The 19,560-nt window shown below is 64.4% G+C and carries 21 protein-coding genes and 1 riboswitch; of the genes, 10 read left to right on the forward strand and 11 right to left on the reverse strand.

Annotated elements, in window-relative coordinates; genetic code table 11:
* The first annotated feature begins 7 nt into the window (after positions 1-7).
* Positions 8-757: an alpha/beta fold hydrolase gene (locus CH275_RS08905; RefSeq protein WP_094677107.1), complete on the forward strand. Its 750-nt coding sequence runs from the start codon at positions 8-10 to the stop codon at positions 755-757.
* On the opposite strand, the gene CH275_RS08910 is transcribed toward CH275_RS08905, so the two are convergent.
* The 4 genes from CH275_RS08910 to CH275_RS08925 all read right to left on the reverse strand — a co-directional run bounded on the left by CH275_RS08910 (position 737) and on the right by CH275_RS08925 (position 3,833).
* A complete protein-coding gene (locus tag CH275_RS08910; RefSeq protein WP_094611539.1) occupies positions 737-1,489 on the reverse strand; it encodes an AIM24 family protein in 753 nt (250 codons plus the stop codon). The genes CH275_RS08905 and CH275_RS08910 overlap by 21 nt on opposite strands.
* An 11-nt stretch (positions 1,490-1,500) precedes the next feature.
* Positions 1,501-2,178, reverse strand: coding sequence for an AIM24 family protein (locus CH275_RS08915; RefSeq protein ID WP_094677109.1), 678 nt, complete (start codon positions 2,176-2,178; stop codon positions 1,501-1,503).
* 1 nt (position 2,179) lies between these two features.
* Positions 2,180-2,788, reverse strand: a complete 609-nt coding sequence (locus CH275_RS08920) for an AIM24 family protein (RefSeq protein WP_094677111.1) — start codon at positions 2,786-2,788, stop codon at positions 2,180-2,182.
* A 67-nt stretch (positions 2,789-2,855) separates the two neighbouring features.
* Entirely contained in the window at positions 2,856-3,833 is a 978-nt protein-coding gene (locus tag CH275_RS08925; RefSeq protein ID WP_179276048.1) for an LLM class F420-dependent oxidoreductase, read from the reverse strand.
* A gap of 59 nt (positions 3,834-3,892) precedes the next feature.
* Here CH275_RS08925 and CH275_RS08930 point away from each other — a divergent pair, with 59 nt between their 5' ends.
* The gene (locus CH275_RS08930) at positions 3,893-4,303 is read left to right on the forward strand and encodes a VOC family protein (protein ID WP_094677113.1); all 411 of its coding nucleotides are present in this window, start codon (positions 3,893-3,895) and stop codon (positions 4,301-4,303) included.
* A gap of 6 nt (positions 4,304-4,309) precedes the next feature.
* On the opposite strand, the gene CH275_RS08935 is transcribed toward CH275_RS08930, so the two are convergent.
* Positions 4,310-5,410: a S1C family serine protease gene (locus tag CH275_RS08935; protein WP_094677115.1), complete on the reverse strand. Its 1,101-nt coding sequence runs from the start codon at positions 5,408-5,410 to the stop codon at positions 4,310-4,312.
* Positions 5,411-5,513: 103 nt separating this feature from the next.
* Between CH275_RS08935 and CH275_RS08940 the strand changes: the two genes are divergently transcribed.
* Both CH275_RS08940 and CH275_RS08945 read left to right on the forward strand, forming a co-directional pair.
* A complete protein-coding gene (locus CH275_RS08940) occupies positions 5,514-6,836 on the forward strand; it encodes a sensor histidine kinase (protein WP_256990930.1) in 1,323 nt (440 codons plus the stop codon).
* On the forward strand, positions 6,833-7,495 hold the full coding sequence (locus CH275_RS08945; protein ID WP_094677119.1) for a response regulator transcription factor: 663 nt from the start codon (positions 6,833-6,835) through the stop codon (positions 7,493-7,495). Before CH275_RS08940 ends, CH275_RS08945 begins: the two co-directional genes overlap by 4 nt.
* A 12-nt stretch (positions 7,496-7,507) precedes the next feature.
* Here CH275_RS08945 and CH275_RS08950 read toward each other — a convergent pair whose 3' ends face one another.
* Positions 7,508-7,894: a hypothetical protein gene (locus CH275_RS08950; RefSeq protein ID WP_143546715.1), complete on the reverse strand. Its 387-nt coding sequence runs from the start codon at positions 7,892-7,894 to the stop codon at positions 7,508-7,510.
* 34 nt (positions 7,895-7,928) lie between these two features.
* Here CH275_RS08950 and CH275_RS08955 point away from each other — a divergent pair, with 34 nt between their 5' ends.
* The gene (locus CH275_RS08955) at positions 7,929-8,762 is read left to right on the forward strand and encodes a DUF72 domain-containing protein (protein WP_094677123.1); all 834 of its coding nucleotides are present in this window, start codon (positions 7,929-7,931) and stop codon (positions 8,760-8,762) included.
* Between the two features lie 112 nt (positions 8,763-8,874).
* Entirely contained in the window at positions 8,875-9,897 is a 1,023-nt protein-coding gene (locus CH275_RS08960; protein ID WP_094677125.1) for an NAD-dependent epimerase/dehydratase family protein, read from the forward strand.
* Between the two features lie 162 nt (positions 9,898-10,059).
* On the opposite strand, the gene CH275_RS08965 is transcribed toward CH275_RS08960, so the two are convergent.
* On the reverse strand, positions 10,060-10,626 hold the full coding sequence (locus CH275_RS08965) for a TetR family transcriptional regulator (protein WP_179276049.1): 567 nt from the start codon (positions 10,624-10,626) through the stop codon (positions 10,060-10,062).
* Between the two features lie 119 nt (positions 10,627-10,745).
* Here CH275_RS08965 and CH275_RS08970 point away from each other — a divergent pair, with 119 nt between their 5' ends.
* Positions 10,746-12,329 carry an MFS transporter gene (locus tag CH275_RS08970; protein WP_094677129.1) on the forward strand — a complete coding sequence of 528 codons (1,584 nt, stop codon included), beginning with the start codon at positions 10,746-10,748 and terminating at the stop codon, positions 12,327-12,329.
* A 65-nt stretch (positions 12,330-12,394) separates the two neighbouring features.
* Here the strand turns inward: CH275_RS08970 and CH275_RS08975 are convergent, their stop codons facing one another.
* From CH275_RS08975 to CH275_RS08985, 3 genes are all read right to left on the reverse strand, one after another.
* On the reverse strand, positions 12,395-13,153 hold the full coding sequence (locus CH275_RS08975; protein ID WP_094677131.1) for a GTP pyrophosphokinase: 759 nt from the start codon (positions 13,151-13,153) through the stop codon (positions 12,395-12,397).
* Positions 13,154-13,566: 413 nt separating this feature from the next.
* Positions 13,567-13,722 carry a DUF6131 family protein gene (locus CH275_RS29420; RefSeq protein ID WP_094677133.1) on the reverse strand — a complete coding sequence of 52 codons (156 nt, stop codon included), beginning with the start codon at positions 13,720-13,722 and terminating at the stop codon, positions 13,567-13,569.
* 94 nt (positions 13,723-13,816) lie between these two features.
* Positions 13,817-15,787 (reverse strand): helicase-related protein, encoded by a 1,971-nt coding sequence (locus CH275_RS08985; RefSeq protein WP_256990931.1) that lies wholly within the window; start codon positions 15,785-15,787, stop codon positions 13,817-13,819.
* A gap of 48 nt (positions 15,788-15,835) precedes the next feature.
* On the opposite strand from CH275_RS08985, the gene CH275_RS08990 reads away from it, so the two are divergent.
* The 3 genes from CH275_RS08990 to CH275_RS09000 are packed head-to-tail and all read left to right on the forward strand — an operon-like array spanning position 15,836 to position 19,032.
* Positions 15,836-16,549, forward strand: coding sequence for a type 1 glutamine amidotransferase (locus tag CH275_RS08990; RefSeq protein WP_094677391.1), 714 nt, complete (start codon positions 15,836-15,838; stop codon positions 16,547-16,549).
* A 9-nt stretch (positions 16,550-16,558) separates the two neighbouring features.
* Complete coding sequence (locus tag CH275_RS08995) at positions 16,559-17,737, forward strand: alpha-hydroxy-acid oxidizing protein (RefSeq protein ID WP_094677135.1); 1,179 nt, start codon at positions 16,559-16,561, stop codon at positions 17,735-17,737.
* Positions 17,737-19,032, forward strand: coding sequence for an alpha-amylase family glycosyl hydrolase (locus CH275_RS09000; RefSeq protein ID WP_094677137.1), 1,296 nt, complete (start codon positions 17,737-17,739; stop codon positions 19,030-19,032). Before CH275_RS08995 ends, CH275_RS09000 begins: the two co-directional genes overlap by 1 nt.
* Here the strand turns inward: CH275_RS09000 and CH275_RS09005 are convergent.
* Complete coding sequence (locus CH275_RS09005) at positions 19,022-19,336, reverse strand: hypothetical protein (RefSeq protein ID WP_094677139.1); 315 nt, start codon at positions 19,334-19,336, stop codon at positions 19,022-19,024. The two genes, CH275_RS09000 and CH275_RS09005, sit on opposite strands and share 11 nt — an antisense overlap.
* A 105-nt stretch (positions 19,337-19,441) precedes the next feature.
* A riboswitch (TPP riboswitch) is annotated at positions 19,442-19,534 on the forward strand.
* Positions 19,535-19,560 lie beyond the last annotated feature (26 nt).

A 19,560-nucleotide genomic window follows, 5' to 3' on the forward strand; every position in this document is an offset into this window, starting at 1 on the left:
CTCCAGTATGCGCGTTTTCTCCGAACAGCCGCCGAGCGTCCGTACGTTCACCGTGCCGGGCAACACCGATCCGGCCATGGTGTTCCTGCACGGGCTCGGCTCCGCGGGCGTCCCGGCGTTCGGTTCCATCGCCGTGGATCCAGCGTTCGACGGTCGAGAGCGCCTACTGCCGGATCTGCTCGGATTCGGATTCAGCGATCGGCCGCTCGATTTCGCCTACTCGCTCGACGACCACGCTGCTGCCGTCGCGGACCTGCTCGATGGGCGGAATCTGACTTCGGTCGACCTCGTCGGCCACAGTCTGGGTGGATCGATCGCGACCGTGCTCGCCTATCGCCGGCCGGATCTGGTGGGGCGGCTGATCGTGCTCGAACCCAACCTGCTGCCGTGGGACGGCACCGCCAGCGTCGAGATTGCCCGGCAGTCGGAGGCCGAGTTCGTCGACACAGGTATCGACCGGTTGATTGCCGACGCCGATCCGGAATGGGCGTCCACCCTGCGCGTTGCCGATCCGATCGCTCTTCATCGCACTGCGGTCGGACTGTGCGTCGGGCCGGAGCCGCCGGTTCAGTCCATGCTCGAGTCGGTCTCTGTCCCAAGGGTATTCGCCTACGGAGATCGCACCGGTGCGCCGGCCAAGGAGGCCGAACTGGCCGCTGCTGGAGTGGTAGTGGTTCGCATCGACGACGCCGGCCACGTCATGATGGCCGACAACCCCACCGGCGTCGTCGGGGTGCTACGCGCCGCCCTGCTGTAGTCGTGCCCCGATGGAGTTGTGCAGGGATCTCAAGGAGTTCTGGCCGAGCGAGACCGTCTGCGACTCGACGTACCGCAACAGATGTGAATCGTTGAGAACCTTCTCGCTCGACTGGATCAGCACTGTGCCGGCACCGGTGAAGTCGAACTGCCGCTCCTCGCCGCTGTTGGCACCGAGAAATCCGCGCGCCGCGCCGAGGAAGTTCTGCATCCAGTCGGCGTCGAAGTGATGCGAGGGTGACGGGCAATCTGCCCATCCCACAAGCGCTTCCGGGTCGATGCGCAGCGGCGGCTCGGCAAACATGACGGTGCCGTTGGACGAGGCCAGGAACTTGCCGGTACCGAGCAGAGTGAGAAATCCCGGGACGATCGACTGCTTGAGATCCAGAGTCGGCTCGAACGCGAGCAGATTCGCGGCCCGGATCGTCAGATTGCCGTCGTCGAGGTCGTAGCTGTTGATGTTGAATCCGCGATCGCCGAGGATCAACTTGCCCTGGCCCTGCGCCAGTACCCAGTCGTTCGAGTAGAGCGGAGACGAGAACCGCGCCGCGACGATGGCGGGCATCGACGTTTGCCCGAGCGGCTCGAAGCGAACGTTGCCGTAGTACGCGATCATCGCGCCCTTCGAAGTGAACCACGGCTGGCCTGCGAGTTCGACGCAGAACGCGTAGTCGTTGCCGGGGACGTTGTCGTTGACCGGCAGCGTGTAGGGGGTGTGGATTTCGAGACCCATGAGATTGCTCCTCAGAACTTCTGCTCGGACGCCTGCACCCACACGGTGCCCATACCGGTCATCTTCAGCTGGATCGCCTCACCGCTGCCCTTGCCGACGGCGTCCCGCCACCCGACGTTCGCGGAGATGTCGACGTTGATGTTGCCGATGTGGCAGACGTACGCCTGCGGATCGACCACGACCATGGGGTTGTTGGGCCCGACCTGCAGTGGAGTTGCGCCGCCGTGCGAGAGAACCGCAACGCTGCCCTGGCCGGTGAGTTGCGTCGTGAACAGACCCTGCCCGGTCATCGCACCGCGCACTGCACCGCGAACACCGCCCTGAGAGGTCAACGCGACGATGGAACTCTGGAGGTAGCCGTCGTGCACCAGAAGTCGATCGGCTTCGACGGTGAGCATCGAGGACCCGTCGAGATGGATGACCTCGATGTAGAGCCCGGCGTGACCGTAGAAGACCTCGCCCTGACCCTCTGCGGCCATCATCGCCACGTGCTCGCCTGCCATCATCCGGCCTGCCATCCCCGCCATGCCGCCCATGCCCGGCATGGCACCGGCCGAACCGCCCATCGAGTGCGGAACGAACCGGACGTCGCCGGTGTAGTAGAGCATCGATCCGCGGCGCGCGAGTACGTTCTGATTCGGTGCCAGAAAGGATTTCACGACTTTGCTGTTGACGAGTTCGAGTGGCACGTCAGCGCTCCTCGGGTTGGATGTAGACGACGCCCTGGCCGTCGAAGCGGAGGGAGAACGCCTCGCCGCTGCCGCCGCCGATGGCGGAGCGCCAGGTGACGTCGGTGACGAAGCTCTGGTTCAGTTGGCCGCGATGGGCGACGAACGCGTCGGGATCGACGACGAGTGGGTACTGGGGATCGACGGCGAGGGCGATGATCGGCCCACCCTTCGACAACAGTGCGACGGTGCCCGATCCGCTGACGACCGTGGTGAACAAACCTTGGCCCGAGGTTGCGCCCCGGAGGCCGGAGAACTTGACGTCGGTCTTCAATTGCCCTGTGAGAGCCAGCAATTGGGACGACTCCACGTGCAGGTTGTCGCCCTGGACCTCGACGAGAGTGATGTCCTGAGCGTCGACGGCGAAGTAGACGGTGCCCTTACCGGACACGTCCATCAGCGACAGCGACTCGCCGGTCACCTTCTGTTTCAGGGCGGCGCGGAACCCGCCGCCGCCTCCCATTCCAGCGTTCTTGAAGGCGACGTCGCCCTCGTACGCCACCATGGAACCCGACATCGCGCGCAGGGAATCGCCGGTCAGGTCGGCGACCAAGACACGGTGCCCGTTCATCCTCAGCTGAGCCACGGGGGAACTATGCCACTGCACGCGCCCCCGCGGCTACTGCTGGAGAAAATATCTAGACGAGCGGCTTCAGGGTCTTACCTGCCAGCTCGACGGCTCCCGGCTGGTGTCCGTTGGTGATCAGGTTGATGATGACGCCGTCGATGCCCTGATCGAGGACACGCTTCTGCACCTGTTCGGCGACATCGTCGGGGGTTCCGCAGAAGTGGCGGTCGGTGGCCTTCGCGGCGTCCTCCTCGGACAGGTTCGTCAGATCGAGGCCCTGCTTCAGCACGAACTCGCGCTGCAACTCCTTGGCCTTGTCGCCGTCCTCGTCGATGATGACGAACGCGAGGAAGCTCGTTTCGAGGTCCTTCGGGTCGCGGTCGACCTCCTCGCACCGAGCCTGAACGGCGGCCATCTTGCGCGGCAATTCGTTTGCGTCGCAGATGATGTTGAGATGATCGGCGAACTGCGCAGCCAGTCCGAACGTCTTCTTCTCACCGCCGCCCCCGAGCATGATCGGCAGATCGTCGCGGATGCGCGGCTCGTTGATTGCGTCCTCGACCTGGTACCAGAGGCCATCGAACGTGGGGCGCTGGCCGCGGAGCATCGGCTCGATGATCTGCAGGGCCTCGTCGAGTCGCTCGAAGCGGTCGGTGAAGGTGCCGAACTCGAGCCCGAAGCTCTGGTGTTCCAGCTCGTACCAGCCGGCACCGATGCCGAGGATCGCGCGACCGCCGCTCACGACATCCAGTGTGGTGACGGTCTTGGCCAGAATCGCCGGATTGCGATAGGTGTTGCCGGTGACCAAGGCGGAGAGCTGGATGGTGTCGGTGGCCGTCGCGAGGGCGGACAGCGCGGAGTAAGCCTCGAGCATCGGCTCGTCGGGCTTGCCGATTCCGGGGAGTTGGTAGAAGTGATCCATCACGAATGCGGTGTCGAACCCGGCCGCTTCGGCCTCGCGCGCCTGCGCGATGACCTGGGGAAAGAGCTCTGTAACCGAACCGTCGTAGCTGAAGTTGGGCATCTGGTAACCGAGGCGAATAGTCACGAGATCCACGCTACTCGGATATCGGCCCACGGCACGCGTGAGAGCGCGATAATTCGACGATGACATCCTTGGAATTGAGCAGGCAGCCGTTCTCCGGATTCGGCGTCGACGACCTGCAGGCGGCGCGCACGTTCTACAGCGACACTCTCGGACTGACGGTCACCGAGAACGAGATGGGCATGCTCGAACTGCACCTGGGAGCAGCGACGGTGCTGGTCTATTCCCGGCCTGGCCACGTGCCGGCGCAATACACCATCCTCAATTTCCCGGTGGTCGACATCGAGGCCGCGGTCGATGCGCTGATCGCGAAAGGGGTTGCTTTCCAACAATATCCAGACATACAGGGTCGTTCCGCAGGCTCCACTCCTGCCATGGGGACCGACGAGAAGGGGATCTTCCGACATGGTGGGCCGCTGATCGCCTGGTTCACGGACCCGGCGGGCAATGTGTTGTCGGTGCTGCAGGGCTGATGACCCTCAAGCTGTCGGGGTTCCCTGGGCGAGAGTGACTGTGCCGGAACCGGTGACACCCGCATCGTCCACCCATTCGACGACGGCGGAATCGCCAGGGATGCGGCCGATGAGCGCCTCCGACAGATCCGACGAGGACTTCACGTCCGTTCCGTCGAGCGAGACGATGATGTCTCCCGCGGCCAAGCCGAGAATCTCGGCCGGGGAATCGGAGTTCACCGAGACGACGGCCGCCCCCATCGCCGGCTTGTTCTCGAAGACCGACACATCGCGCACAGATACCCCGAAATACGGCGTCGGACCCACATGTACGGTGCCGCCGGACTGTCCGGCGAGCACCTGGTCGAGTACCGAGACGGCCTCGGCGATGGGCACGGCGTACGCCTCGGGTGCCTGTGGGGGTGAGAACTCGGTGCCGTTACGGGCCTCGTCGGACAACCCTGCGGTGTTCACACCCACCACGCGGCCCCAGGCGTCGAACAGTGGCCCACCCGAATCCCCCGCTCGCACATCGGCGTCGACGCGAATCATCCTGTCGAGCGTGTTTCGCGAACCGTCCACCGAACTGCGAGTGCGCACCTGCTGATCGAGAGCCGTGACCGCGCCGGGTGCAGGCACCAATACCCCTGCGCCCGAGGCATTCCCGACGGCCACCACCGCGTCACCCACGTCGGGAAGTGCGTCCGGGGCAAGCTCGACCACTGGCAGGTCGGCCGCGGTGATCAACTGCACGACCGCCACGTCACGGGACTTGTCGTAACCCAGCACGGTGGCGTCGTAGATCAGTCCGTTGCCCATGTGTACTGCGCTGATCTCGGTGGCGTTCTCGACGACGTGGAAGTTGGTGAGCACGATTCCGTCGGGGGCGACGACGAAGCCGGTGCCCGCGACGCCGGAAAAACCGGCCGATGCCGCGAGGGTGACGACGGTGGGATCGACGCGAGCAGAAAGCTCGTCGAGTGACAGCGGTGGCGGTTCGACGACGGGTGCGGCAGGTACAGGCGTGGCGACGAAGTCCGCGGTTCCGGGATCGAGTGGCGGCGTCGTGAAGAGCCACACACCGGCAGCGACCAGCGTCACTACGACCGCTCGGCCACCCGACTGCATAGGAACCGATTATGGTCCGGTGGCGATGGTGGTGCCAGCTACACCGGCGAATCCACGGGTTGCCACCATCGAATCGGGGACTTTCGATCGACAGACTTCAGGAATGACCTACGACGAACGTATCGAACACACGGAGGACAGCGTGGTTGCGGCAATTCTGCGGGCACCGTTCGCGAGGCGAACGTGGCGAGAGGCCGGCTGTCTGCTGGTCAGTTCGATGCTGGGATTCCTGGGAGCGGCGTATCTGTTCCTGGGGGCGGCGTTCGGGCTGACCCTGGTGATAGTGCTCGTCGGTATTCCGATGATCGCCGCAGTCATCGTCGGTGCACGGAGTTGGGGTGCTGCGTACCGGTTGCTGTCGGGCACGATGCTCTCGACTTCGGTGCCTCCGCCTCCACCGTTCCGGCCTCGTGGAATCGCCGGTTCCGTCGCCGCTGGATTGACCGATCGGGTCGGGTGGCGTGCGGTGCTGTTTCTCGTGATTCAGTCGGTGCTGTCCGTGGTCAACGTGTTCGTGGTGCTCATGTTCGCGGCGATCTCGGCCTTTCTGGTCGCATCACCGGTCGTGTGGGCCCTCGTGAAGCCGGTCAGCTACGACGCCGACGGGGTGGCCCGCCAGTCGCTGATCCAGATCGACCAGACCTACTTCGACACGCTGCCCCAGATGTTGGCCGTGGCCGTGGTGGGCATCGGCGGACTGCTCATTGCGCCCTGGCCGATTCGAGCGATGGCTGCGGTGGAGCGCACGCTGATCGGGTTGTTGCTCGGTGCCTCGGACGAGGATCGGCGAGTGGCGGACCTGGAGATGTCCCGAGCGGAGGTGGTCGACAATTCGACGGCGACTCTTCGACGAGTGGAGAGGGATCTGCACGACGGCACCCAGGCTCGTCTTGTCACCATGGCCATGGCACTGGGGCGGGCCGAGGAGAAGTTGGCACGCGGCGAGGACGCGTCGGAACTGGTATCGGCGGCCCACGGCACCGCGAAGGATGCGCTGGTCGAGCTGCGCGAGGTGGTGCGCGGAATCCATCCGCCTGCACTCGATCTCGGATTGGAGGCGGCACTGCAAACGCTGTGTTCGCGCAGCCCGATCGCGGTCGAGCTGACGGTGCTGTTGCCGTACCGACCGGCTCAGAGCATCGAGACCATCGCATACTTCACGGTGGCCGAGCTGTTGACCAACGCGGCCAAGCATTCCCATGCTTCGCAGGTATGGGTCGATGCGCATACGAACGTAGCGAGTGTGGTGATCAGTCTGCGTGACAACGGAATCGGTGGTGCGGTTCTCGGAGCGGGCACCGGCCTGAAGGGATTGCAGGCTCGAGTCGAATCCGTCGACGGGGCACTGCATGTGGACAGTCCGGTGGGTGGGCCCACTGTGGTGAAGGTGCACCTGCCCTTGACGTCAGGAGGGACGGGAGCGTGAAGATCGTGATCGCGGAAGACAGTGTGATCCTACGAGACGGTCTGGCGCAGTTGCTGATCGATCGCGGGTATGAGGTGACTGCGACGGTAGGCGATGCCGAGGCACTGGTGGCTGCAGTGGACGAGTATGTGCCCGACGTCGCGATCATCGACGTGCGAATGCCGCCGAGCTTCACCGACGAAGGACTGGTTGCGGCCGTACATCTGCGACGCCGGCACCCGGACGTCGGCGTACTGGTCTTCTCGCAATGGGTCGAAACTCGGTACGCGGCAGAGCTGTTGTCCGGCAGCAGCTCCGGGGTCGGCTATCTGCTGAAGGACCGCGTAGCCGACGTCGGCGAATTCGTCGATGCCCTGGTCCGTGTCGCATCCGGCGGAACAGCATTGGATCCGGAAGTGGTGGCCCAATGGGTGGGATCGAGCGCAAAGCGGAGCACGTTGGATGCGTTGACCGTGCGCGAACGCGAGGTGTTGGATCTCATGGCGCAAGGGCTGACGAATTCGGCCTTGGCTGCAGCTCTGCATGTTTCGGAACGAGCAATCGAGAAGCACGTCGGGAATATCTTCGGGAAGCTGGGGCTACCGCCGTCGGACGTGAATCATCGACGGGTGATGGCGGTACTGCAGTACCTCGGTCGACCGTCGGGCACGGCTTCGTAGTCGACACCGGGCTCACCGATACCAGCGCCAGAGTCGCGGAGTTGCGAACACCAGGAGCACCGCCAAGGCAGTGACCACGGCTTGGCCGATACGACCTGCCGTCACACCGCCCGCCGGATCGTGGGGCGGGTAGTTCACGACGGCGTTGGCTGCCGCATCGAGAAGCAGCACTGCTGCGCCGACGAGCAGGCCGACCCGTCGGCGTCTCGAGATGAGGGCCGCCGCCAGCGGATCGAGGACGACGAGCGCGACGAAGAACCACGCAATGGCTACAGGCACCCCAGGATACGGATCTCCTCCGCCGCCGAGCAGTTGCACTAGATGAACTGCCGTGCCGTAGGCGAATGCGGCCGTGAAGAGATACGTCAGCACGTCGACGTGCCGTGGGGCGGATCGCACGGAAACGACGGTACCGGCCGTCTACAGTCTGCACATGCCCGCGTCGCATCGACCCAGAGTCCTGATCGGCATCTCCGGTTGGACGTACGCGCCGTGGCGAGGAGATTTCTATCCGGCAGGTTTGACACACCGCAAGGAGCTCGGGTACGCGTCGGAACATCTGACGTCGATCGAGATCAACGGCACGTTCTATGCGATGCAGAAGCCGTCGAGCTTCACCAAATGGCGTGACGAGACGCCGGACGACTTCGTCTTCTCCATCAAAGGCGGTCGCTACGTCACTCACATCAAGCGGCTCGTCGGCGTCGAGGCGGCGCTCGCCAACTTCTTCGCCACCGGAGTGCTGACGCTGGCCGACAAGCTCGGACCGTTCCTGTGGCAGTTGCCACCGAACCTCGAGTTCGACGCGCAGAAGATGTCGGAGTTCTTTGCCATGTTGCCTCGGACGGTCTCTGCTGCGGTCGCTCTGGCCCAGTCTCGCGACGACAAGTTGGCCGAGGATCGAGTGTTGTTGCCTGCTGCGTCGTCTCGGCCGCTTCGACACTGTGTGGAAGCTCGACATCAGAGCTTCGCCACCGATGTGGCGGTGGAGTTGTTTCGAGAGAACGAGATTGCGTTTGTCGTGGCCGATACTGCGGGCAAGTATCCGTACGTCGACACTCCGACAGCCGAATTCATGTACGCCCGCCTGCACGGCGACCAGGAGCTGTACGCCAGCGGATACACCGATGTTGCCCTGGATCGATGGGCGGCGAAGATCTCGGACTGGACCGAGGCGGGACGCGACGTCCACGTGTACTTCGACAACGACGTCAAGGGTTACGCACCCTTCGACGCCATGAAGCTGATCGACCGAATCGGTAGATGAGTATTCGAGTCTCTAGCTTCTGCCGTAGACAGTCCTAGGGATCGCCTATGACCGCACGGATATCTGCTGTCAGCTGCGTGCCGAAGGGGTCGACCGACGGCACACTGGATGCATGAAGCTACTGGTACTCGGTGGAAGTGACTTCGTAGGGCGAAGTGCCGTCGAGCATGCCCTCGAGTTGCAGTGGGACGTCACGGTACTCAATCGCGGCACGACCGCGTCGGATCCTCGGGTCACGCAACTCCGGGGAGACAGGCGCGCGTCCGGAGGGCTCGATTCGATTCGAGAAGGTAACTGGGACATGGTCTTCGACACTTGGTCGTGGGAGCCCGGGGTAGTGGCACAGTCGGCAGCGATGCTCGCCGGTCGAGCGGGTAGCTACATCTACGTCTCGAGCCGATCCGTGTACGACGAGCCCGAAGCGGGAGCGAACGAGACCTGGCCGACGGTCCAGGGGCCAGGCGAGGACTATGCGCGATGCAAGCTCGGTGGTGAGCAGGCCGCTGCCGCGGCATTCGGGGCTCGGGCGCTGCTGGTCCGAGCGGGGCTGATCCTCGGGCCCTATGAGAACATCAGTCGACTTCCATGGTGGCTGAACAGAATTGGGCAGGAGCGGAGCCTGCGGAGTGACCAGAATGAGCGCGCCGGGGATGTGCTTGCGCCCGGCCCCGCCGACCTGGCACTGCAGTACATCGACGCGCGCGATCTTGTCGGCTGGAGTCTGGGTGCTGCCGCACGAGGGCTGGGCGGAGCGTACGACGTGGTGAGTCGCCCCGGGCATGCAACGATGCGCGAGGTTCTGCAGGCCTGTGTTGCCGCGACCCGGTCCGATGCTCGCCTGCGTTGGGTGGAACCGGACATCCTCAGTGCGGCTGGAGTGCAGCCTTGGACGGAGCTACCGATCTGGATTCCGCCTGGCGCAGATCATGATTCGCTGCACGCGTCCGACGTGTCGAAGGCCTTCGCGGAGGGGCTTCGGGCTCGGCCGATCCAGGAGACCGTCGCAGACACGTGGACCTGGCTGCAGTCAGTGAATGGTGAGGCGTCCACGAGACGCGACCGGCCGCCTGTCGGACTCTCCGCCGACCGTGAGGCGGCGATTCTCGCGGATGTGGAGCGTGCAGAGGGTCGGTGAACTCGACAGAGGCGCGCGGAATCGTCAGACGCGTTCGGAATAGCTGCGAGATCGGTATCGAATTCGCTCGCATCCGACAAACGCGCGCGCATGTGCGGGGAACGGGGCAGCTACCCCAATCTTCGAGACTCTTGCAGTAGCGCTAGAGATCGGTAGAAAAGACTACGGAGCGCAGAGTCGCCGGACTGCTGCTTCGATTTTCGACGCCCGGCGCAGAATTTCGGCGTCGTCGGCGGGTTCGCAGGCTCTTTTCGGCGTGGTCATCCAGGCCGAGGTGATGCCGAAGATCATGGTGATCAAGTCGTCCACGGTGAAGGCATCGGAGATCAGTCCGTCTCGTTGAGCAGCGGCCATGGCGCTGCGTCGCTGTGCGATGACCGAGTGGATGTCGTCGGTGCCCGATGCTGCCATGCCGCCCTGGAGCTGGGTCCACAGAAGTAGGCGGTGTTCCTCGGGATGTGCTGCGAGATGCAGGTATTCGCGCGCGGCATATCCACCGAGGTCGTCGACGGAGAAGGGGACTTCGTCGATGAACCGCGCGAACCCGTCCTCGACCACAGCTCGGAACAGGGTCTCCTTGTCGCCGAAGTACGCGTACAGGCGCTCCTTGCTGGCCTTGGCCGCAACCGCGATGCGATCGACGCGAGCCCCGGCCAGTCCGTGCACCGAGAACTCGTCACGGGCGGCGACGACGATGCGGGCACGTGTCGCGCTGGCGTCTGGCTTCATGGCGGCCACCATACCCCCCAACCAACTAGTTCGTTTGACACTCGGTGCCACGTGGCTTACCTTTCTGATCGGGACATTTTTCGTGCCCAGAATCAAACGAGTACGAGTGGGGTAGAAACATGTCGCAGCCCTCCGAGCGTGAAGCGCCGGATCTGAATCCGAACTACGAGCGCCGATGGCTGGTGCTCTGCATCGTCGCCATCACGCAGCTGACGATCGTGCTGGACGGCACCATCGTCAACATTGCGCTGCCGCAGGCTCAGCTGGACCTGGGCATCAGCGACAGCAGCCGCGCCTGGGTCATCACCGCCTACGCGTTGTCGTTCGGCGCACTCCTGCTGCTCGGCGGCCGCATCGCCGACTACTGGGGACGCAAACGCTCGTTCATTGTCGGCATGGGCGGCTTCGCCGTTGCCTCCGCGATCGGTGGACTGGCTCAAGAGGGCTGGCAGCTCTTCATTGCACGCGCCGGCCAGGGTGTCTTCGCCGCACTGCTCGCCCCGGCTGCACTGGCCATCCTGACGGTCACGTTCACCGACACCAAGGAACGCGCCAAGGCGTTCGGAGTGTTCGGCGCGATCGCCGGTGGCGGCGCAGCCGTCGGCCTGCTTCTCGGCGGAGTGCTCACCGAATACGCGAACTGGCGCTGGTGCCTGCTCGTCAACATCCCGGTGGCCGTGATCGCCATCGCCGCTGCGGTGCCGCTCGTCAAGGAGAGCAAGGCGCACGGAGACACCCGCTACGACCTACCCGGCGCGATCCTCGTCGCACTCGGACTGGCGTCGCTGGTCTACGGCTTCACCGAAGCCGAGGACGGCTGGGCGACGGTACCCACCATCTCCTTCATCGCCCTCGGCCTCGCTCTTCTCGCTGCCTTCGTCGTGGTTGAGTCGAAGTCCGACAACCCGTTGCTTCCGCTGAGCGTGCTGCTCGACCGGGACCGCGGTGCCGCGTACATTGGGTCCGCCGTCATCGGTGCTGCGCTGCTCGGTGGCACGTTGTACCTCACGTTCTACTTCCAGATCGTGCTCGAGATGAGTCCGGTGATCGCCGGCGTCGCGTCGCTGCCCATGACCGGCGGAATCCTGATCACCGCCGCGATCGCCTCGGCGCTCGTGCCCAAGATCGGGCCCAAGCCGATGATGGCGGTCGGCCCCGTCGTGTCGGCGATCGGTCTGCTGCTGCTCACGCAGATCGGCGTCGACACCTCGTATTGGACACACGTCCTCCCCGGCGTCGTACTGCTCGGACTCGGTCTGGGTCTGCTGATGGTTCCGATGCAGAACGTTGCGCTCATCGGCGTCCCCGATCACGACGCGGGTGCCGCATCCGCTCTCATCAACGCCACCCTCCAGGTCGGCGGCGCTCTCGGCGCAGCGGTGTTCACCACGGTGTACACCTCGTCCAAGACGTCGTACCTGGCCGACAACCCGGCACCGACTCCGCCCGCAGGAGTTCCCGCCGAGGCACTCGCCGGCCAGGAGATCCCCAGCGACGAGGTACTGGCCGCGTTGCCCGAGCCGATCCGCAACTTCGTACTGGCCACCATCGACCACGCCTTCGCAGCCGAGGTATCGGGGTATGCCTGGGCCTTCGGAACGGCCGCGATCCTTGTCGCGCTGGTGTGCCCGGTCGTGTTGGTGCTCGTCCGTGCGAAGAAGGACGACCTGCCCGTCGGCGACACCCCGGTGCACATCGGATAGCTGTCGCAGAACACAGGCCCCGCTGCTCAGACGTCGAGCAGCGGGGTTTGTCGTAGTGCGGGTCTCTACTCCGGGTCGATCGCGTCGGCCTGCGCCGTGAGCAGCATGTGCAACAACTCCGGCGGCAAGGCCAACGGTGGCATCGAACCGAGGGTGATCGAGTTCTCGGCATCGCCGTTCAGCTCCGTCACCTCGTCGTGCAGTCTTTCCATCTTCTCGTCGAGCTTGTTCGCGCTCTCGGCGGCCTCGGTCAGTTCGGCCAGCAGAGTTGGGGGAATTTCTCCGCGGTACTTGTAGAAGATCTTGTGTTCCAAGCTTGCCCAGAAGTCCATTGCGATGGTTCGGATCTGCAGTTCGACGAGCACCGGCTGGACGCGGTCGGACATGAACACCGGGATCTCGACGATCAGGTGCAAACTCTTGTAGCCGTTGCGTTTCGGGTTCGCGATGTAGTCCTTGACCTCCACGACGCGCACATCGCTCTGGCTGCTGAGCATGTCTGCGATGCGGTAGGTGTCGGAAATGAAGCTGCAGGTGATGCGCACTCCGGCGACGTCGAAGATGTTCTCGCGAATCGCATCGAGAGTCAGGGCGCACTTCTTGCGCCGGGCCTTGTCGATGATGCTCTCGGGCGTCTTCAACCTCGACGAGACGTGCTCGATGGGGCTGTAGCGGTGAATGTGGGTGAATTCCTGCTTGAGGATGTTGATCTTGGTGATCAGCTCGTCGATCCCGAACTTGTAGCTCATCATGAATCGCGTGAAGTCGTGTCTCAGTCGACCCAGGTCGACCGCGGTTTCACTGTTCTTCATGACCTCGTTCATGAACACGATTGTCCACGACGGCAGGCCGGGCGCGCGCAGCCCGCGAATCGAAGCTCGCATCACTGCACGACGGACCCAGTTCGGGAGTGAATCTCACGACGCCGCAGGACTGGCACTGATGAGTCCGGTGATGCCCGAGTTCGCACGAACACGCCCGTGAACCGACGAGAACCGATCCTGCGACGAGCCGATGACCGTTGCCGCATCGCGCGGGTGCTCTCTCGGCCCACCGGTCCCCGACGCGATACAGCGAGCCGGCCGCAGGGTCGGGTTCGAGTGCCATCGCGTGCGACCGCCTTCGAGGATCCATACAGTCCGATGTGGACCGCCCGAAGTGGCTCCGCTGGCTGCATCGCCAACTCCGGGGGCCGGATCAGACTAACAGAAATCGAACGTATGTTCTAACGCGTATGTCAATACCACGTCTTGCGGCCACCGACTGCGCGCCCCATCGAACCGAGCACCGTCAGAACCGCGCCGACGACCACCAAAATGATGCCGACAGTCGTCAAGATTGAAATGCCGGCGAAATAGCCGACAAGGGCGAGGATGATTCCGAGAACGATCATGACTACTCCTGGCGTCGAGACGAGCCCGATATCGGCGAAGAGCCGATACGACCGAACGTACCCCCGTCAGGTGGAGGTTCGATCACGATTGTCGCTATTTTCCGGCATCCACTTTTGCTGCGAGGAATGCCTCCGGGTCGATCAGATCCGCCTGCCCGACGATGGATCCCAGATCCGCGATACGTTCGATGCCGGTGAGCACCATCTCCTCCTCGACGGTGCCCTCGGCGTAGCCGTAGTAGCAGGTCGACGTCGTGTGGTTGTGGTCCTTGTCTATTCGGTTGGCGCGCCCCTCGATTTGCCTGATGTCGATGGGGGTCCACCGAGGATCGTGGATCAGCGTCACGCGCGGTGCGAGTGTGGACACCGTCCCCTCAGGGAGCAGCAACTCGTTGGTGTGCAGGTTGATCGCACTGGTGGTGGTCGACACGATGACCGACGCGTCGCCGGTCTGAAAACGTCTGATCGACGCTTCCTGCTCGGGGCTGCTCATACTGCCGTCGACCACGGCGACATCGAGACCCTCGTCGCGCAGAGTCTGCGCGAGCGCAGCGACCGACTCCCGATAGAACATCGAGACGAACACCTGATTGCCGGCCTTCACCCACGTCCGCACTTGGTCCGCCGACGCTGGAATTCGTAGATACGAGCACTTCTGGCGAAACCGCAGCGTCGCGGCGCGGGTGCTCGGATTCTTCTGCAACACTCGTCGACCGCCGACGGCTTTCCAGATCGGCAGGCCCACCTCTTTGCGGTAGTCCACCCACGCGGAGTTGTACAGCCGCTTCTGTGCCGCAGTGAGTTCCTGTCCGAGCGGCTCGCGAGGAGTAGGTGGTGACGGCCGCGAAATCGACCACGGCACAGCGCCTCCCGACAACCAGCCGTGTACGGACGCGATGTCGCGTTCGCGTCGAGCAGCGTCCTCGGGCTCCCATCGCCACGTCGTCAGCCCCGTCGTGGCCTTGCCTGCCTTGACGGCGAACCCGTGTTCGATGAGGAATTCGGCCCACTTCATCGTCACCGCGTACCCGAGATATTCGTCGTCGCCCAGGATCTCGACTCCGCGACTGCGCTCCACCGCGCGAGCCATGTACGCGAAGTGCAACGGCTGGTACCCGGGGGTGGCAGACATCCACACCACCGAGCGAGCAGCCTCCTGATATCGCCAGAGAATCTGCGACTGCTGGGACTCGATGTTCATCAACGCGTGCGATTCGTCGGCGATCACCACGTCGATGTCGAACCGCAATTCACCGAGTGAGATGGTCCGCTTGTTCTGTGTCCGTTTACGTTTGCCCAGGTCGGTCTCCGGCGGCACCGACAGCAGCTTCTTCGTCGACTGATACGTGATCAACAGCCAGCGTTTGCGATCGGACGGCTCGATATCGGCTTCGCTGTCGGCAATGGTTCGACGCCACCCGGGCAACGCGCCCTTGGGCGCAGCCACCAGTACGGTCCCGATCTCGGCCGCCGACATCTGCCGAACGGCCTCGCATACCGCGAGCGTCTTGCCCAGACCCGTCGAATCCATCTGCGCGAAGTACGGGAACCCGGCCTCGAGGGCAGCGAGATGCCGTCGTACCGATTCGAGCTGCGTGTCACGAGGCTGCATCGCGCGCTCCCGAACCACCTCGTCACGCCATGTCTCGTTGGCGTCGTCCTCGAGCCACCGCTGCAGGCTGTACGGCATCGACTCGTAGGGCTGCAGGTACTCCGGCAACTCGGTGCCGTAGTAGGCGAAGACCCGCGGACCCGGATACCAGCGCGCGCCGGCCGCACCCGCCGCCGACCTGTCCTCGAACGGAACGTCCAGCACCCAGACGCGCTCGCCGGGATCGGGAACCCGGAGATCCGGTGCTGCAGCCTTGCGGGACGAGGTCTTGCGTGGAGCTGCTCTCTTGCGTGGTGCAGCTTTTTTCGGGGCAGCCTTCTTCGGGGCAGCTTTCTTCTGTGCTGCGGCGGGCTCGCCGTTCTTCGCGGCCGCGAACTTTCGCGCGGCACTGCTCTGCCCGGCCTTGACGGTGCGGGCAGTGGTGGATCGGGCTGTGCGTCTACGAGGTGGCATCGGATCCAGTCTGTCGTACGGTGTGCACGAACACCGTAAAGGAGCCCTGTGACATACCCGAACGACCCACGAGCCGTAGTACTCGTCCACGATCAGGACCCGGCTCTCGCGCGTCGCGACATCGGCACCCTCGACGCCGAATTGCGCGCCAGGGGTTTCCAGTTGGACGTGCACTCCTTCGACCACAGCCCCGATGTCGCACCGCCGTCGCTGTCCGGCGCGCAGTTGGTGGTGGTGATGGGTTCACCCGATGCCGCGTACGACGACACGCTGACGTGGCTCGCACCGGAAATCGCCTACGTACAGGACGCCATCGACGCGCAGGTCCCGATCCTGGGTGTGTGCTTCGGCGGGCAGCTGCTCGCTCGGGTGCTCGGCGGCACCGTTCGCAAGTCCGAGCATCCCGAGTACGGATTCGTCGACGTCGAGACCTCCGATCCCGAGCTCGTCGCCCCTGGCCCATGGATGGAGTTCCACGGCGATACGTTCACCGCTCCCCCGCAGGCCACGGTGATCGCCCGCAACGAGGCGGCGCAACAGGCCTTCGTGTTCGGCCCGCACCTCGGGTTGCAGTTCCACCCCGAGATCGACCTCGACACCTACGACGCATGGGCCGCTGCATGGGACCGCGACGGCGTCGAACACGGGGTGGACGTGCACGAGATCAGGCGAGAGATCGCCGACGCCGAACTTGCGGCTCGGGCGCGGTGCTCGGCCCTGCTCGACGCATTTCTCACCCGATCCGCGGCGGTGCCCCGGTAGGGTCGAACGATGACCGAGGCCAGGCCCAGCAACTTCAGCGATCACCAACTCGGCATCTACGCCGCCGGGATGTTCGCCCAGCAGACCCCGCCGATCACCACCAACCTGGCGCGGCTGGAGGATCAAGCCGCCGAGAAGCTTTCGCCCGAGGCACTGGGCTACATCGTCGCCAGTGCGGGCAGCGGATCGACGGCGCGGGCCAACCGGACAGCGTTCGACAGATGGGCCATCACGCCGCGGATGCTCCGCAGTTCGGCCTCGCGTGATCACGCATGCACCGTGCTCGGCACCGACATGCCCGCTCCACTGCTGATCGCGCCCGTCGGCATCCAGACTCTCGCCCATCCCGACGGCGAGCTCGCGACGGTTCGGGCGGCCGCGGAACTCGGTGTGCCGTACATCCATTCGACGCAGGCATCGCATTCGTTCGAGCAGATCGCCGAGGCGGGTGGCGATGCCCCGCGCTGGTACCAGTTGTACTGGCCGACGGATGAATCGGTACTGCTGAGCTTCCTGCAGCGCGCGAAGGACACCGGATTCACCACATTGGTGCTCACTCTCGACACGACGCTGCTGGGCTGGCGGCCTGCCGATCTCGACCGCGGGTACCTTCCCTTCCTCGCCAATCTCGGCATCGAGAACTACCTGAGCGATCCGGCGTTCCAGGCCGGACTGGCGCAGCCCGTCGAGGAGAATCCTGTTGCAGCCGCGATGCATTGGGCGCAGATGTTCCCCAACCCCGGGCTGTCGTGGAAGAACCTGGCATTCCTGCGGGAGCACTGGAGCGGGCCGATCGTCCTCAAGGGAATCTGCACCGTCGGCGACGCCAGGGAGGCTGCAGCGCACGGAGTCGACGGCATCGTCGTCTCCAACCACGGCGGACGTCAGATCGACGGTGCGAGGCCGTCACTCGACGCGTTGCCGTCCATCGTCGATGCGGTCGGTGACGAACTGACGATCCTGTTCGACTCGGGCGTGCGCACCGGAGCCGACATGGCCAAGGCACTGGCGCTCGGAGCCGATGCGGTACTGCTCGGCAGGCCGTTCCTGTACGGCCTCGCACTCGGTGGGCAAGAAGGTGTTGCCCACGTATTGCGTTGCCTGCTGGCAGAATTCGATCTGGTGACGAGCCTGTCGGGTCACACCGGCGCAGGCGAATTGAGCCGCGACTCCATCATGGAGTCCTGATGGAGTGGACGAAGCACGCTATCTGGTGGCACCTGTACCCGCTCGGCTTCACCGGCGCACCGGTACACGGCTGGGACGGCGAATCGCAGTCGGATCTGCACCGGCTGAACAGAATCGAGAAGTGGCTCGACTACGCACTCGAGCTCGGCGCGTCGGGCATCGCCCTCGGTCCGATCTTCGAATCCGAGAAGCACGGCTACGACACCGTCGACTACTACCACGTCGACGGCAGGCTGGGTACGGACGAGGACATCGACTCTCTGATCGCCGCTGCGCATTCGCGGGGCCTGAAGGTCATGTTCGATGGCGTATTCAACCATGTGGCGCAGAGCTTTCCGAAGTTCCGACAGGCATTGGCCGAGGGCCCGGACTCCGAGGCCGCAGGGTGGTTTCATCTGGACTGGTCCGGCGACGAGCCGACGCATCGCAACTTCGAGGGCCACGACGAACTGGTTGCGCTCAATCATGAGAGTCCGCACGTGCAGCAGTACGTCGTGGACGTGCTCTCGCACTGGCTCGAACGCGGCGTCGATGCCTGGCGGCTCGACGCCGCCTACGCTGTCTCGCCGCGCTTCTGGGCCGCAGTGTTGCCGAAGGTCCGTGAGAAGCATTCGGACGCATATTTTCTCGGCGAGGTCATCCACGGCGACTACGACCGCATCGTCTCGGCCTCCACGCTGGACTCGGTCACCCAGTACGAACTGTGGAAGGCGATCTGGAGTGGCCTGAGCGAGAAGAACTTCTTCGAGCTCTCGCACGCGTTGGAGCGCCACAACGGCTGGCTCGACGCCTTCGTACCCGCCACGTTCGTCGGAAATCACGACGTCAATCGCATCGCCAGCGTCGTCGAGGACGAACGACATCTGCTGCACGCGTTGGTGGTTCTGTTCACCGTGGGCGGTATGCCGATGATCTACTACGGCGACGAGCAGGCGTTCCGAGGCATGAAGGAAGACCGCGTGGGCGGCGACGACGAGGTGCGTCCCGAGTACCCCGAGTCCCCGGACGATCTGGCCCCGTACGGCTGGCCCGTGTTTCGAGTTCATCAGGAGCTCATCGGTCTGCGGCGTCGGAACTCGTGGTTGTACTCCGCCCGCACCGAGACGCTCGAGCTCACCAACACGGCGCTGCTCTACCGCGTCGAGGCGGACGGCAATTCGATGACGGTTGCGCTCAATCTCGGCGACGACGCCATCGACTACCCGGCTCAGGGCAGCGAGGTGCTGGCCGGTGAGGCGCACCTGAACGACGGACGGGTGAGCGTTCCGCCGCACGGCTGGGCCGTCATCGGCTGAGGGCCCTGGCCGCCTTCGCGCGGTCGAAGAAAGCCAGCAGATGCGGCAGCTGTTCGTCGGTGACGGTGAACTTCATTCGGTCGCCCGAGTAGCCGATGCTGCCGTCGGGTGCTCGCAGACCGAGCACGATCTTGGTGCCGCCGCGCGTCGGCTTCGCGTCCACGCCGAGTTGATCCACGTGCCACCGACAGCGCCCGCCGGCCGCCACCCTCACGGCGGCGTCGAACGCCTCGACCGTGCGGTGGTCGAGGACGAAGATCACGTTCTCGTCGAGGCGATACTCCAGGTAGACGCGTTCGGTCATGGCGGCACAGTAACTTGTCATCGTCGTATTCCGGTATCTATCAACTGAGCTAGAGATCCGTAGCGACGGCAATGCAGCACCTTGCCGACCCCGATGGGTACAGTCGAGCGCGACACGGGGTGCCCGACAGGGCTGAGATCACACCCGTCGAACCTGATCTGGTTAGGACCAGCGAAGGGAATGTCGTGACGTTCGGTATTCCTGTCCCCTCGTGACGGTCCCGA

Source organism: Rhodococcus sp. 06-235-1A (assembly GCF_002258785.1).
Lineage (GTDB): Bacteria > Actinomycetota > Actinomycetes > Mycobacteriales > Mycobacteriaceae > Rhodococcoides.

Bases quoted from the DNA above. Each gene is read 5' to 3' on its own strand.
- CH275_RS08960 (WP_094677125.1), top strand. From the start codon at position 8,875: ATGAAGCTACTGGTACTCGGTGGAAGTGACTTCGTAGGGCGAAGTGCC.
- CH275_RS08970 (WP_094677129.1), top strand. From the start codon at position 10,746: ATGTCGCAGCCCTCCGAGCGTGAAGCGCCGGATCTGAATCCGAACTAC.
- CH275_RS08985 (WP_256990931.1), bottom strand. From the start codon at position 15,787: ATGCCACCTCGTAGACGCACAGCCCGATCCACCACTGCCCGCACCGTC.
- CH275_RS08965 (WP_179276049.1), bottom strand. From the start codon at position 10,626: ATGAAGCCAGACGCCAGCGCGACACGTGCCCGCATCGTCGTCGCCGCC.
- CH275_RS08920 (WP_094677111.1), bottom strand. From the start codon at position 2,788: ATGAACGGGCACCGTGTCTTGGTCGCCGACCTGACCGGCGATTCCCTG.
- CH275_RS08930 (WP_094677113.1), top strand. From the start codon at position 3,893: ATGACATCCTTGGAATTGAGCAGGCAGCCGTTCTCCGGATTCGGCGTC.
- CH275_RS09005 (WP_094677139.1), bottom strand. From the start codon at position 19,336: ATGACCGAACGCGTCTACCTGGAGTATCGCCTCGACGAGAACGTGATC.
- CH275_RS08975 (WP_094677131.1), bottom strand. From the start codon at position 13,153: ATGAACGAGGTCATGAAGAACAGTGAAACCGCGGTCGACCTGGGTCGA.
- CH275_RS08935 (WP_094677115.1), bottom strand. From the start codon at position 5,410: ATGCAGTCGGGTGGCCGAGCGGTCGTAGTGACGCTGGTCGCTGCCGGT.
- CH275_RS29420 (WP_094677133.1), bottom strand. From the start codon at position 13,722: ATGATCGTTCTCGGAATCATCCTCGCCCTTGTCGGCTATTTCGCCGGC.
- CH275_RS09000 (WP_094677137.1), top strand. From the start codon at position 17,737: ATGGAGTGGACGAAGCACGCTATCTGGTGGCACCTGTACCCGCTCGGC.
- CH275_RS08940 (WP_256990930.1), top strand. From the start codon at position 5,514: ATGACCTACGACGAACGTATCGAACACACGGAGGACAGCGTGGTTGCG.
- CH275_RS08955 (WP_094677123.1), top strand. From the start codon at position 7,929: ATGCCCGCGTCGCATCGACCCAGAGTCCTGATCGGCATCTCCGGTTGG.
- CH275_RS08905 (WP_094677107.1), top strand. From the start codon at position 8: ATGCGCGTTTTCTCCGAACAGCCGCCGAGCGTCCGTACGTTCACCGTG.
- CH275_RS08910 (WP_094611539.1), bottom strand. From the start codon at position 1,489: ATGGGTCTCGAAATCCACACCCCCTACACGCTGCCGGTCAACGACAAC.
- CH275_RS08995 (WP_094677135.1), top strand. From the start codon at position 16,559: ATGACCGAGGCCAGGCCCAGCAACTTCAGCGATCACCAACTCGGCATC.